This is a genomic window from Streptococcus ilei (genome assembly GCF_000479335.1).
Lineage (GTDB): Bacteria > Bacillota > Bacilli > Lactobacillales > Streptococcaceae > Streptococcus > Streptococcus ilei.
Window position 1 is genome coordinate 964698 of record NC_022584.1, and the last position, 12845, is coordinate 977542.

Sequence of the window (12845 nt, forward strand, 5' to 3'; positions counted from 1 at the left end):
GAAAATTGTCAATATAAAAAACGCAATCCTTTAAATGATTGCGTTTTCTCCTTGTGTTTCATCCTTTTGACGATGCAAACTTCCCACAAAATCACGATCCAATTCTTGAATATGGCAAATTTGTACCTTCTTTACAAAGCGTTCTTTTTTTAATTGCTGCACGATTTCAAGGACTTGAGGACTATCGACATAGACCTGTACATAGCGCATTTTTTTGGAATGATAGATCACATCCCCAATTCCCTGTAATTTCTTTGCATCTCGATTATAATACAATTTTACAATTAAGCCTGTTCTAGCTTGCTTCTCAAACATATACAATCCCTTTCTGCTTCTGTTACAAGTATAGCAAATTTTAGGTAAAAATTCTATCTTTTTCTAGAAAGACTAAAAAAGAGGCTGGGACAAAAGTCCTAGCCTCTCAATTATCTTTGGATTGTCGAGCAAGACGCAGTGGTTGAGTTTCCTTATCCAAGATTGTTGTTGGCCATGATTTCATCGATGAAACCATAAGCTAAGGTTTCTTCTGCAGTCATCCAATTATCCCGTTCTGCATCAGCATGGATTTTCTTGATGGTTTGACCTGAATTCTCTGCCAAGATTTTTTCCAATCTGTGACGTGTTTTCAACAAGTGTTCTGCAGCAATCGCCATATCTGTTTGTTGGGTACCGCCACCAGTACCACCCATTGGTTGGTGGATCATGTACTCAGCATTTGGCAACATGAAACGTTTGCCTTTGGCACCACTTGATGCAATCACAGTTCCCATTGAAGCAGCCATCCCCATAACAATAGTTTGGACGTCTGATTTGATAAAGTTCATGGTATCGACGATAGCCAACCCTGCAGAGACAGAGCCTCCTGGCGTATTGATATACATATAGATATCTTTGGTATTATCTTGGGCATCCAAGAAGAGCAATTGGGCAATAATCGAATTGGCCATTTGATCTTCTACCGGTCCTGTTACCATGATAATACGGTCTTTTAATAAGCGGGAATAGATGTCGTACGAGCGTTCGCCACGACTGGTTTGTTCAATAACTACTGGAATCATTCATTCATCTCCTTTTATCCATTATAACCGGCACCACCTCATGAGTTTCATCCGGTTGATTCGAGAGGCTAACTCTCCTTCCAATCTTTATAAAAGCTATTATATCCCATTGGTCAACAAAGGTCAATTTTTTACTTTCCCAAAGAAGGATTGGATAGGCGCTTATTTGGTACCAAACAAGCGGTCCCCAGCATCTCCAAGGCCTGGAACAATGTAGCCATGATCATTCAAGTGGTCGTCGAGGGCTGCTGTAAAGATATCAACATCTGGATGAGCTTCTTGAAGAGCTTTCACCCCTTCAGGTGCTGCCACCAAGCAGACAAACTTGATGTGGCTAGCTCCACGTTTTTTCAAAGAATCAATCGCAAGAATAGCTGATCCACCAGTTGCAAGCATTGGATCTACTACAAAGATGCGACGTTGATCAATATCTTCTGGCAATTTCACCAAGTATTCAACTGGCTTCAAGGTTTCTTCATCGCGGTACATCCCGATATGCCCAACTTTGGCAGCCGGTACCAAACTCAAGAGCCCATCTACCATCCCGATTCCTGCACGAAGGATTGGGACAATTGCTAGTTTTTTACCAGCAATTTGTTTTTGAACCGTTTTTGTGATAGGTGTTTCGATTTCTACATCTTCAAGAGGAAGTTCGCGCAACACCTCGTAGCCCATCAACATAGCAATTTCATCAACTAATTCACGAAAAGCCTTTGTAGAGGTATCAGTCCGACGCAAAATAGACAATTTATGCTGAATAAGTGGATGTTTAATAACTTCAAGTTTTCCCATTGTGGTTCCTTCTTTCTCTATATTCATCTTATTATATCAAAAAGGAAGAAAAAGGCCTACAAATATGCAAACCTTTTCTTTTCTTATTTTAATAGCTATCTTATAGCCACTCCTTGTACTTACCAATATAATAGTGTTTGACCAGGGTGACGCTTGCCATATAAAGGAAGAGAATCCCCGCTAGTAATAGGAAATAGAGAGCATTCAGTGGCGCTACTTTTAACAAGGAAGCCAATGGGCCATATGGTAAGAAGGTAACCAAGAGCGCGCCCAATAGGGTCGTTGCCATGACAGCAAAAGCTGGTCGACTTTGAACAAAGGGCAATTTTGGAGAACGAAGCATGTAGATTACCATGGTTTGGGACCACATGGACTCGATAAACCAGCCTGTTTGAAAGAGCATAATGAAGAGTCCTGCACTATCTGCACCATGGACATAGCCATATCCCGTAATCATTGGTACGATAACAAAGTAGAGAATGATAAAGGTCAGGATGTCAAAGACAGAGGAAATAGGTCCGAACCAGGCCATAAAGCGGGTAATGGATTTTGCTTCCCAGATTCTTGGTTTCTTCAAAAAGTCCTTATCCACCCGGTCGAAAGGCAAGGCGATACAGGAAAGGTCGTAAACCAAGTTCAAAACGATGAGATGGATAGGGGCCATCGGAAGGAAAGGAAGGAAAATACTGGCAAAGAGAAGAGAGAAGATATTCCCAAAGTTGGAAGAAACGGTCATCTTGATGTACTTGGTCATGTTGGCATAGACTTTGCGTCCTTCTACCAAGCCTTTTTCAAGGACCATCAAGTCCTTATCCAGAAGGATAACATCTGCTGTTTCTTTAGCAATATCAACGGCTGTATCAACCGAGATCCCCACATCTGCCACCTTCATGGATGGAGCATCGTTGATACCATCTCCCATATAGCCGACCTTGTGGCCATTTGCTTTGAGTTGAAGGATAATGCGTGCTTTTTGATCCGGAGACAATTTTGCAAAGACGGTAGTGGTTTCGACTGCCTGGGCCAACTCTGGATCAGAAAGACTGTCAATATCGCTACCCAGCAAAATGCGGTCCACATCCAGACCCACCTTTTCACAGACAGCTTGGGTCACTTTTTCATTGTCACCCGTAAGGATTTTCGTGGCAACTCCGTATTCAGCAAGGATATTGATGGCTGGTGCTGCAGATGGTTTTGGTGGGTCCAAGAAAGCAAGATAGCCCGTCAAGATCATATCCGCTTCATCCGCTACTTCAAAGGCATAGCCTTCCTCAAGGTTTGATTTGTAGCTGACACCTAGCACGCGTAAACCTTGCTCATTAAGCTGAGCTACTTCTGCCAAGACTTCTTCTCGCACTTGGTCTGTTAGGGGAATAATCTCATCCTTGTATTCTACATAACGAGACACTGCTAACATTTCTTCCAAGGCTCCCTTGGTGACCATGCTCACAAGGCCTTGCTCATCCTTGACGATGACACTCATCCGCCGGCGTTCAAAGTCAAAAGGCAGTTCATCAATCTTTTGGAAGCTTTGATCTAAACCTCTGACGATTTCATGTTTCTTAGCTTCTCGTTCTGTCCGACTGATAATGGCCCGGTCCATCAAATTTTTAAGACCCGTTTGGAAGTAAGAGTTGAGATAGGCCCGACGAAGGACGGACAAATCAAGCTCCCCATGAATATCAAGGGGGTATTCGAGTACAATCTCATCTTGAGTCAAGGTTCCCGTCTTATCCGTACAGAGGATATCGATAGCCCCTAGGTCTTGGATGGCGTTGAGCTTTTTGATGACCACTTTTTCTTTGGCCATGATAATGGAGCCCTTGGCCAAGCTAGCAGTGATAATCATCGGAAGCATTTCCGGAGTCAAGCCTACCCCCACACTGAGGGCAAAGACGCCCGCTTCTAGCCAGTCCCCATCTGTCAAGCCATTGAAAAAGAAGACAATGGGCACCATCACCATCATCAGTCGAATCAACAACCAAGAGATGGTGTTCATTTCTCGTTCAAAAGAGGTTGGTTCATCGTAGGTATTGATGGTTTGTTCAATCGCTCCCATCATGGTTTCATCCCCAACCACTAAAACTAAGGCTGTTGCTCGACCTGAGATAACGTTGGTCCCCATGAAAGCCAGACTCTCACTCTCTAGGAGACTGTCTAGATTTTGGCTAGTCGCCTTTTTTAAACAAACTTTTTCGACAGCATCACTCTCACCAGTCAAGCCGGATTGTTGAACGAAAAAGTCTCGTGAATCTAGTAAGACCACATCTGCTGGAATCATATCACCTGCACTCAGTTTGATCAAGTCGCCCACAACGATTTCATCGATAGGGATTTCTGCTTCCTTGCCTTCTCGAATCACCGTTGCTGTATTGACAATCATTCGAGAGAGGTTACTAGCAGCCTTGTCACTTCGCAATTCTTGGACAAAGCGAATCCCTCCAGAGAGGAGAACGAGAACGACAATAATGAGAGAAGTCGTTGGGTCTTCCTCTCCTGGTTTGGCTAACCAAACATTGGTCACCAGAGAAACAAGGGCAATGAGAAGCAGGATGACTGTGAAGGGATTAATGATGGATTCAACAATCCGTTTCCAGATAGAGCTTTCCTGTCCCTTTGTGAGGACATTTTCTCCATAGCTATCCCGGTTCTCCTCTACTTGGTCTTCCGTCAAGCCAGACCAGCTAGATTGATAGGTTGCTAAGGTTTTTGTTTCTGCATCTTGTAATGCAGCAATGAGTCTTTCTTTTGTTGTTTGCATTGGAATCTCCTTTTAAATCAGGAGCCAAACGCTTATAGAGTCCCGATGACACAAATCAGCGATTGGCTGGCTATGTGCGGTTCGGGATGATCATCGATTTGTATCATAGTGCTCTCCTTCTCTACTTGATAGGTGAGAGGCTTCTTAAGCATAAGAAAAGAGCCCTCCCCTTTTACAGGTAGGACTCATTAAACTCGTCGTTTATTTTTTAATAAAAATTCTCAAAAAATAGACCGTCCAAGCTTTAGCTCCGCAAGGCAATGAAATGAGCTTAGTCTTGACCTTTGCGATCAGGACTGTTGACCAACGAGTAGTGTCTCCACTGCTTTGCGGTAGTCATCCGTATCCTTGTGGTAGCCTCACCTACCGTTATTCCCCTTGAGTATACTCCTCCCCTATAGAAAAGTCAACCCTTAAAATCAACCTTTTTTAGGAAAATTTGTTACGATCCGATCGACAATCTCTTGGACTAGGGTTTTCGGAGCTGCCACATTCAAACGGGCATGTTGCTTCCCTTCTACTCCAAAGTCTGTCCCTTTATTGAGGATGACCTTGGCCTGGTCATGAAGTCGAGCATGGAGTTCTTCCTCTGACAAACCGTAGGCAGAAAAATCAAGCCAGAGTAGATAGGTCCCTTGCGGTTTCATTACACCAATATCTGTCTGCTCACGCAAAACTTCTACAGTGTAATCGATATTTTCTTCCAAGACTTCCTTTAAGTCCTCTAACCAAGCCTTTCCATTCTGATAGGCTACTTCGGTGGCTATAAAGCCAAGGGCAGAAATTTCATGTTGATTGTTTCGCAACTGCTGAGCTTGGAAGGATTTTCTTAGTGCATCATTTTCGATGATGGCATAGGAATTTTTTGTCCCTGCGATGTTGAAGGTTTTGGTCGCACTCGATAAGACAAGGGTGAAATCCTTAAAGCTTGGATCTACCGTATTAAAACATACGTGTCGATTTCCAAATAGCGCCAAGTCTTGGTGAATTTCATCTGAAACAAGCAAGACCCCATATTTTTGACAAAGGCGACCAATCTTTTCTAGGACTTCTCGTTCCCAGACGCGACCGCCTGGGTTATGAGGATTGCACAGGATGTAGAGCTTGACTTGGTGCTCCACAAAGTCTTTTTCCAATTGCTCAAAATCAATTTGGAAGAGTCCATCCACTTCTACTAAGGAATTGGTCACTAATTTGCGTTGATTGAGGCGGACGCTACGGGCAAAGGGTGGATAAACTGGCGTATTGATGAGAACAGCCTCGCCTTCCTTGGTGAAAGCCTGAATAGCCGTTGAAATAGAGGGAACAACTCCTTCCATAAAGACAATCGCTTCCTTCTCAAACACATATCCATGTTCTGTCTTTTCCCATTCTTGAACAGCTCGGTAAAGTTCCTCACTAGGATAGGTATAGCCGTAGACTAATTGATCCGCGTAATCTCGAATGGCTTGTCGAACCGCAGGCAAGGATTCAAAATCCATATCTGCAATCCAAGCAGGAAGAAGTTCTGGATCTTGCTCTGACTCCTTCCACTTGCTAGTATGATGCCCCAAACGATTAGGGACAGTCAAAAATTGTTCTTTTCCCATGATGGACTCCTATCTAGCCAATGCTTGTTCTAAATCCTCAATCAAATCCCGTGCATCTTCAATTCCGATGGAAAGGCGAAGCAAGTCATCCGTTAACCCATAGGAATGACGAACCTCTGCAGGAATATCTGCGTGGGTCTGTGTTGTTGGGTAGGTAATCAAACTCTCCACTCCACCCAAGCTTTCTGCAAAGGTAAAGACCTGCAAGTGGTTGAGAATGGTTGGAATTTTTTCTTGGTGGCTTACTTTAAAGGAAACCATGCCTCCCTTGCCAGTATACAAGACTTCCTTAACAGCTGGATGCCCCTTCAAGAACTCTACTACCTTCTGCGCATTTTCAGTGGAGCGCTCCATACGAAGAGCCAAGGTTTTTAAACCGCGAATCAATTGGTAGCTGTCAAAAGGAGAGAGAACAGCTCCTGTTGTGTTGAGATTATAAAAGAGTTGCTCATAGAGTCCTTCATCATCAGTCACAACAACACCAGCCAACACGTCATTATGCCCCGCTAGATACTTGGTCGCTGAGTGGAGGACGATATCTGCTCCTTCTTCAATTGGACGTTGGTAGATAGGGCTATAGAAGGTATTGTCTACAATCACTTTTGCCCCTTTTTCATGAGCTAAGGCAGCTAGTTTCTGGATATCAAACTCTAGCATGAGCGGGTTAGTCGGCGTTTCAATATAGAGGATATCCACTTCCTCTTTCAATCCCTCTACCAATTCTGCTTCTGAATTTGCATAGGTAAAGAAAAAGCGTCCTTCTTGTTCCTTCTGGTTGAACCAGCGGAAAGAGCCCCCATAAAGATCCCGTACTGCCAAGACCTTACTGCCAACAGGAAAAATACTAAAGGCTAAGACAATAGCAGACATACCTGAGCTCGTCACCAAGGCATGCTTTGCACTCTCAATGGCTGCCAAGGTCTTTTCAGCGTTTACCCGAGTCGGATTCTTGGTACGAATATAGTCAAAACCAGTAGATTGACCAAACTCTGGATGCTGGTAAGTGGTTGAAAAATGAAGCGGAGTAATCAAAGCCCCCGTTGCTGGATCTGACTTAATTCCCGCTTGAGCTAGGATGGTGTTAATGTTTTTTTTGTGACTCATACAAACCTCCAATGGACGTAAATTCAATTGTCTCTATTGTATCACTTCTTTAGAGGATTCGGTTTTTCCTTTTTCAAGAGCTAGATATAGCTTCAAACTATAATGAAAAAAAGAGGTGGGTACGGACCCAACCTCTACTGGTTATGAAATATGAAATTTATTTCGAAGACTAGCCGCCTTGCTACCGATGAAGCGATCTAAGAAACGAAGACGAAGACCGAGGCCACCATAAACGATGATCCCCACACCGCCAATCACAGCTACATAGATCATACTCGTCACTCGACCATTTGGTTTGATGACCAAGCCAAGGATAAAGCCTGCAACTAGGACCACCAAGAGCATGATCAAGGTTAAAATAGCTGTTAATAAGCTCCGTTTAAAGACAGTCTTTCGATTAAATTTAGTTACGACATGGATTTCTTTATACATGAGGACGATTGGAATCATTAAACCAATCGTAGTAGAAAGAAGAGGGCCATAGGCTTTAAAGAAATAGATGAAAGGCACTTGTAGAATCAGTTTCACCAACACTCCATAGCCAAAGTAAAGAATCGCCTTCCGATTTTGGAAAAGAGCCTGGATCATAGGAGAAAGTACCGTATACAAGCCTAAAATAATAGTCTGTAGCATCGCTAGGATAAAGAGTCCCAAAGCGAGGGAATCTGGTTTCCCGTAAAAGACAGTATAAAGCGGCTCTGCAATGGCTACTGCTCCAATCGTCGCTGGAAGCAAGAAAGCTACTAACATGGTCAAATTATCTTGAACCAGCTTACCCGCAGCCCGGAAATCTCCCTTGACATAGTTCTCTGTAAGAAGAGGAATCCCCACTCCTCCAATAGAGGTCGCTACCGCAATCAAAATCATGGTGATTTTATTTGGATTTGCTGAAAAGTAGCTGAACTGAACCAAGAGTTCTGAACGACTGAAGTTGGTAAACCAAGACATGACATTGCTATAGGTCATCTGGTCGATAATTTGGAAGAGCTGGATGGCTGATCCTGTTACAATGAACGGAATCGCTTCACGAATGGTATCCCACAAGAGAGCCTTAGTATCGATCTCATTATCAGACTCTGGTCGATGGATAATGTGCTGTAGAAGTCCTGTTTTCCAGAGGTAATAGAGGAGGACAAGGAGACTCGCTCCCATCCCAATAAAGGCTGCAAAAGTGGACTGGGTCACGGCTTCAACGTAATCACCTGAGCCGACCTTCATAATGAAGTAGGCTGTCAAGAGCATCCAGATAACCCGAATCACTTGCTCAGCAATTTGACTGATGGCATAAGGTTTCAGATTGTTATGACCTTGGAAGAAGCCTCGAATAACACTCATGGAAGGGAAAATCAAGACTGCCCAAGAAAGGCTCTGCATGACAGGGATTAAGTCCTTCCCACCTCCAGACAAGTTTGCAAATACTGGAGAAAGCAAATACATGATAATGGCAAAAACCAAGCCCAATAAAGACATGAACTTAAGGAAGCCACGAATCATGGCAAAACTGTGTTCTTCTTGACCCTTTGTATTGTACTTGGCCACTTGCTTAGCAACCGCTACAGGAACTCCTGCTGTTGAAATCAGCAAAAACCAAGCGTAGATATTGTAGCCCATGGTAAAGAGACCGTTTGCCTCTGCACCATGTTTGCCCATCCAGATATACCAAGGGATGATATAGGCCGCTCCTAAGAGACGACTAATGAAATTACTGGCTGTTAACCAGACAGTTCCACGGAGCATTTGGGCCTGTTGATTACTTGTTTCGTTACTCATATGTTTCCTCTACTTTATAGTCTTCTTTCATTATAAACTTTTCCTTTACACTTGTAAAATAAGGGCTTTCAGTTTAAAATAGGATTATGATGAAGATAGAAACTGTACTAAACATTTTAAAAGAGGATCACAACTTTCGTGAGATCCTGCAAGACGGAGAATACCACTATTCTGCAAGTGGTGTTTCTTTTAATCAAATTAGCTACGATAGTCGAAAGGTCAACGCTGAGACCCTCTTTTTTGTGAAGGGGGCAAATTTCAAGAAGGAATTTTTGGAGCAAGCGATCGAGCAAGGTTTACAGTGGTATGTCGCTGAGCAGGACTTTGAGGTCAGCATCCCGGCCATTATCGTTACGGACATTAAACAGGCTATGAGCTTAATTGCCATGGAATTCTATGGCCACCCTGAGCGCCAGCTAAAACTCTTAGCTTTTACAGGGACCAAGGGCAAAACCACTTCTGCTTACTATGCCTACAAGATTCTTGAGCAAGGCCATCGTCCTGCCATGCTATCCACTATGAATACAACCTTGGATGGCAAGACCTTCTTCAAATCAACCTTGACCACCCCAGAAAGTATCGATTTGTTTGAAATGATGGCCCAGGCAGTTGCCCATGATCGGACTCACCTGATTATGGAGGTCTCTAGTCAGGCCTATCTAGTCAAACGTGTTTACGGACTCACATTCGATGTTGGTGTCTTCCTCAACATCAGCCCTGACCATATTGGACCGATTGAGCATCCAAGTTTCGAAGACTACTTCTACCATAAACGTCTCTTGATGGAAAATAGTCGTGCTGTTGTCGTCAATAGTGATATGGACCATTTTAACATTCTTGCGGAGCAGGTGACTGAGCAAGACCACGACTTCTACGGTAGTCAATCGACCAACCAAGTCCACAACTCAAAAGCCTTTAGCTTTTCTGTCACTGGCAAGCTGGCAGGGGATTATGATACCCAGCTCATCGGCCACTTCAATCAAGAAAATGCTGTAGCTGCAGGTCTCGCCTGCCTTCGTCTAGGAGCGAGTCTTGAAGACATCAAAAAGGGGATTGCCAAAACCCGTGTTCCTGGCCGGATGGAAGTCTTGACTCAAAAGAATGGGGCAAAAGTTTTTATTGACTATGCCCATAATGGAGATAGCTTGAAAAAACTGCTCTCTGTTGTTGAAACCCATCAGACAGGAACGATTTCACTGGTCCTTGGATCAACTGGGAATAAAGGAGAGAGCCGCCGCAAGGACTTTGGCCTGCTCTTAGAAGACCATCCTGAGATCCAAGTCTTCCTCACAGCGGATGACCCCAACTATGAAGATCCTTTGGCTATCGCTGAAGAGATTAGCAGCTTTATCACGCGCCCTGTCGAGAAAATTGCAGATCGCGAGCAAGCCATTCAACTGGCGATGGCAACTACCAGCAAGCCTGAAGATGCCGTCATTATCGCTGGAAAAGGAGCTGACTGCTACCAAATCGTCAATGGCGTCAAAGAAGAATATCCAGGTGATGCTGCTATTGCTGAACGTTATCTCTAATCAAATAAGGCTAGGAAAATTTCCTAGCCTTTTCTAGTGTTTCAAAAATATCAGTCTTTCCTTGTCCAAGTCCACTGCTAATTCATATTTGCCTTCATCATTTTTTCGGATATAGCCTAAGACCTCTAAACTATCGACAAAGATGTCTCTGCGCTTTTGCTGGACTTCATCTTTTTTGAGGAACTTGAGCAAAAAGCTGGTCATATACTTGAGTGCATATTCGGGATTGACATCTCCCAAGATGGCATAGAGTTTCTCTTGAACCTCCGTCAAAGGGTATTGGTGTTTCACCTTGTAAAAGTAATTGGACAGGGTCTGTGCCTTTCGCTCAAAGTCTGTCTCTTCTATGAGAATCGCTGTATTGGTCGTGTTGCGAAGTTCCGTTTGGAAGACCTTGGCTTTCAGTTCCTGATAAAGGTCACTCTCCTCTCGGACAAAGACTTCTTGATCCAAGTCGACTGCTTCAGCAGATTCCAAGAAAGGCAGGCTGAGGATGTAGCGTTTATTTTCTCGAAGGATGAAGCCCGCTTTGATATATTCTTCCATCAGCTTGTCCACCGGCTGATCTGGAAATTGGGCCTTGATTTGCCGCAGGATCACATCATTCTGCTGATCCAGATAGTTGATCAAATCCTTAAAAAAAGGCTGACGTGTCAAACGTGTGGGATTAATGATTGTAATCATCCGTATATCTTTCTTTAAACTGTAGACGGGGAGACTGGGCTAACTGACTGGGATTAGTACCAGGCTGATTCAGAGGTACAGCTAATCCTAGTTCTTTATAGTAATCTCTCCAGAAATCACTAATCTGCTGCTCATCATCACCAAACTTCATGGGAATGGTCTCAAAGATAGGGAGCAGTTCAGCGATGAACTGGGAACAATAGAAGCCATCTCCATTTGGGTAAAAGGAAACATTGTAGGGAGCACCTAAAAGGTTTTCTGCTCGCTTTTTGACTTCTTTGTCATCAATCTCTGCATAGCGGTATAGGTCATATACCTTCTCAGTTTCAAAGAAATCTTCAGAGGACTGGGCCAGGACGCCACCTTCCACCGTGGCATGATAGAACTTTCCATCCAAAAAGATGGCCACATGGCTATAGTTCCCAGTAGATGCCTGGATGGCCTGTCCCATTTCCGTATGATCCCTCACAAAAATCAAATCGCCAGATTCTAACATAGTCTCCTCCTAGCAAAAAAGGAGCCGAAACTCCTTTTTTAACAATGGGTTATCCCGTTTATCATTAAGCATTAAAGCTTTCAGTCAATTGTGGTACCACTTGTTTCTTACGAGAAACAGCACCTGGAAGGAAAGCGTGGTTGTTTTCAAGTTTGAAGTTGAAGGCTGCTTCCACCTTGTCCATATTAGCACCAAGAGCCAAAATTTCTGAGTTAGAGTTGACGATGTCTGTAATCATCAAGACAAAGTCAGAGTATCCGTTAGTTGCAATTGCGACTTGGATAGCTGCTTCGATTTCAGCTTGACGTTCCAATACTTCGGCAATATCAACTGTATTGACTTGAGCCACACGGACATTGTTGCCGTTCAATTCAAAAGTCTTAGCATCGATGTCGATCAATTCTTCTGCAGATTTGCTTGCCAAGTTTGTACCAGCCTTGAGCATGGCAAGACCGTATTCTTCCAAGTTCACACCAGCCAATTCAGCCAATTCAGGCGCAATCACTTTATCAGATGGGTGAGTTGTTGGAGATTTCAAAAGAAGGGTATCTGAAATCAAACCTGAAAGCATCAAACCTGCAATTTCTTTTGGAACAGCTACACCGTGTTCTTTGAACATGCGGTAAACGATAGAAGATGTTGATCCAACTGGTTCCAAACGCATGTAAAGTGGGCTTGCAGTTTCAAAGTTAGCCACACGGTGGTGATCTACCACACCGTAAACTTCTACTTCAGCGATATCTGAAACAGATTGTTGGAATTCATTGTGGTCCGTCAAGATGACTTGCTCTACACCTTCTGCCTTAGCAGATGTAATCACGCGTGGCGCTTCCACACCAAAATAATCCAATACAAAGGCTGTTTCTTCATTTGGAGTTCCAAGAGCCACTGCTTCTGTATCCAAACCATAAGCTTCTTTTGCAAGATAAGCAAAGGCTACAGATGAGCCAATAGCATCTGAATCAGGGTTTTGGTGACCCAAAACAAGAATTTTTGACATGTTTCTACCTCTTCATTTTCATTTATAGATTCACTCTATTTTAGCACGTTTTTCCGTTT

Annotated in this window: 11 protein-coding genes and 1 riboswitch; of the genes, 1 reads left to right on the forward strand and 10 read right to left on the reverse strand. The window is 43.5% G+C overall.

From position 1 onward, the window contains the following. Positions 1–30 precede the first annotated feature (30 nt). The 7 genes from N596_RS04645 to N596_RS04675 all read right to left on the reverse strand — a co-directional run bounded on the left by N596_RS04645 (position 31) and on the right by N596_RS04675 (position 9074). Positions 31–315 carry a DUF2129 domain-containing protein gene (locus N596_RS04645; RefSeq protein ID WP_023024043.1) on the reverse strand — a complete coding sequence of 95 codons (285 nt, stop codon included), beginning with the start codon at positions 313–315 and terminating at the stop codon, positions 31–33. 152 nt (positions 316–467) lie between these two features. After that, on the reverse strand, positions 468–1058 hold the full coding sequence (locus tag N596_RS04650; RefSeq protein ID WP_023024046.1) for an ATP-dependent Clp protease proteolytic subunit: 591 nt from the start codon (positions 1056–1058) through the stop codon (positions 468–470). Between the two features lie 162 nt (positions 1059–1220). Further along, on the reverse strand, positions 1221–1850 hold the full coding sequence (gene upp, locus N596_RS04655; RefSeq protein ID WP_023024048.1) for a uracil phosphoribosyltransferase: 630 nt from the start codon (positions 1848–1850) through the stop codon (positions 1221–1223). Between the two features lie 100 nt (positions 1851–1950). Beyond that, the gene (gene mgtA, locus N596_RS04660) at positions 1951–4611 is read right to left on the reverse strand and encodes a magnesium-translocating P-type ATPase (RefSeq protein ID WP_023027131.1); all 2661 of its coding nucleotides are present in this window, start codon (positions 4609–4611) and stop codon (positions 1951–1953) included. Between the two features lie 223 nt (positions 4612–4834). Then, positions 4835–4989: riboswitch (M-box (ykoK) riboswitch) on the reverse strand. 41 nt (positions 4990–5030) lie between these two features. Beyond that, a complete protein-coding gene (locus N596_RS04665; RefSeq protein WP_023024051.1) occupies positions 5031–6200 on the reverse strand; it encodes a MalY/PatB family protein in 1170 nt (389 codons plus the stop codon). Positions 6201–6209: 9 nt separating this feature from the next. Further along, the gene (locus tag N596_RS04670; RefSeq protein WP_023024052.1) at positions 6210–7304 is read right to left on the reverse strand and encodes a cystathionine gamma-synthase; all 1095 of its coding nucleotides are present in this window, start codon (positions 7302–7304) and stop codon (positions 6210–6212) included. 141 nt (positions 7305–7445) lie between these two features. Continuing rightward, complete coding sequence (locus N596_RS04675; protein WP_023024053.1) at positions 7446–9074, reverse strand: putative polysaccharide biosynthesis protein; 1629 nt, start codon at positions 9072–9074, stop codon at positions 7446–7448. An 86-nt stretch (positions 9075–9160) separates the two neighbouring features. Here N596_RS04675 and N596_RS04680 point away from each other — a divergent pair, with 86 nt between their 5' ends. Further along, positions 9161–10606 carry a UDP-N-acetylmuramoyl-L-alanyl-D-glutamate--L-lysine ligase gene (locus tag N596_RS04680; RefSeq protein WP_023027132.1) on the forward strand — a complete coding sequence of 482 codons (1446 nt, stop codon included), beginning with the start codon at positions 9161–9163 and terminating at the stop codon, positions 10604–10606. 33 nt (positions 10607–10639) lie between these two features. Here the strand turns inward: N596_RS04680 and N596_RS04685 are convergent, their stop codons facing one another. The 3 genes from N596_RS04685 to N596_RS04695 all read right to left on the reverse strand — a co-directional run bounded on the left by N596_RS04685 (position 10640) and on the right by N596_RS04695 (position 12786). Continuing rightward, positions 10640–11290: a DUF1803 domain-containing protein gene (locus N596_RS04685; RefSeq protein ID WP_023027133.1), complete on the reverse strand. Its 651-nt coding sequence runs from the start codon at positions 11288–11290 to the stop codon at positions 10640–10642. Next, positions 11274–11786: a YiiX/YebB-like N1pC/P60 family cysteine hydrolase gene (locus N596_RS04690; RefSeq protein WP_023024056.1), complete on the reverse strand. Its 513-nt coding sequence runs from the start codon at positions 11784–11786 to the stop codon at positions 11274–11276. Before N596_RS04690 ends, N596_RS04685 begins: the two co-directional genes overlap by 17 nt. A gap of 64 nt (positions 11787–11850) precedes the next feature. Next, the gene (locus tag N596_RS04695; RefSeq protein WP_023024057.1) at positions 11851–12786 is read right to left on the reverse strand and encodes a manganese-dependent inorganic pyrophosphatase; all 936 of its coding nucleotides are present in this window, start codon (positions 12784–12786) and stop codon (positions 11851–11853) included. Positions 12787–12845: the final 59 nt, after the last annotated feature.